The sequence below is a fragment of the Kitasatospora sp. NPDC059803 genome (assembly GCF_042732255.1).
Classification (GTDB): Bacteria; Actinomycetota; Actinomycetes; order Streptomycetales; family Streptomycetaceae; genus Kitasatospora.
The window spans coordinates 1-1,000 of record NZ_JBHWIJ010000311.1 but is presented as its reverse complement, the minus strand read 5'-3'; the positions used below and the strand labels follow the sequence as shown (position 1 = coordinate 1,000).

Below are 1,000 nucleotides of genomic sequence, written 5' to 3'. Positions count from 1 at the left end.
GGGCGGTGGGGATACCCCGGACGCGACCCGTCCCGCTGCGTGGGGGGGGGGTCGTCGTCCATTCGCGGGGCGTGGGCCCGGCGCGAGATGTTTCACGTGAAACTGTGCGGAGAGCGGGTCGGTGGATCCGGGGATCGGAGAGGTCGAGATGGACACGGAGAACGCGGCCGCTGGCCGGCCGGGGGCGGACGACGTGAATCCGGCCGCTGCGGGGCCGGCCGCCGAGGCGGTCGAGGCGACCGAGGTGCCCGAGGTGCCCGAGGCCCCGGCCGTCGCCCGGGAGGTCTTCGGTGATCGTTTCGACGCCGCGGTCCGCTACACCGAGCTGCTGGCCACCGCGGGCGTGCGGCGCGGGCTGATCGGGCCGCGCGAGGTGCCCCGGCTCTGGGACCGGCACGTCCTCAACTGCGCGGTGCTCGCCGAGCTGCTGCCGGCTGGCTCCACCCTGTGCGACGTAGGCTCCGGCGCCGGCCTGCCGGGCATCCCGGTGGCGCTGGTCCGTCCGGACGTCTCGGTGACGCTGCTGGAGCCGCTGCTGCGGCGGACCACCTTCCTGGAGGAGGTCGTCCGGGAGCTGGGGCTGGAGAACGTCACGGTGCTGCGCGGCCGCGCCGAGGAGATGGTCGGCAAGCTCGCGGTGGACGTGGTGACCGCCCGGGCGGTGGCGCCGCTGGACCGGCTGGCCGGCTGGGGGATGCCGCTGCTCCGTCCGCACGGGCAGATGCTGGCGCTCAAGGGCGACAGTGCCGAGCAGGAGCTGGCCGACTCGCGGGCCGGGCTGACCAAGCTGGGCGCGGTCGAGTGGAGCGTGATCTCGGTCGGCGAGGGCACCCTGGAGACCTCGACCCGGGTGGTCCAGGTCAAGGCGGGGGAGAGCCCCGGCGGGGTGAAGGCCGCGACCCGGCGGGCGAAGGCGGCCCGGGCCGGACGGAACGCGGGCGGCGTCCGGACCGGCGAGCGCAGCCGGGGCGGGCGGCGCCGCACCCGCTGAGGCGGGTGA

Annotated in this window: 1 protein-coding gene; it reads left to right on the top strand. The window is 76.3% G+C overall.

Going from position 1 to position 1,000, the window contains the following annotated elements; genetic code table 11:
• Positions 1 to 148: 148 nt before the first annotated feature.
• Positions 149 to 991, top strand: coding sequence for a 16S rRNA (guanine(527)-N(7))-methyltransferase RsmG (gene rsmG, locus ACFV6I_RS33210; RefSeq protein ID WP_079136282.1), 843 nt, complete (start codon positions 149 to 151; stop codon positions 989 to 991).
• Positions 992 to 1,000 lie beyond the last annotated feature (9 nt).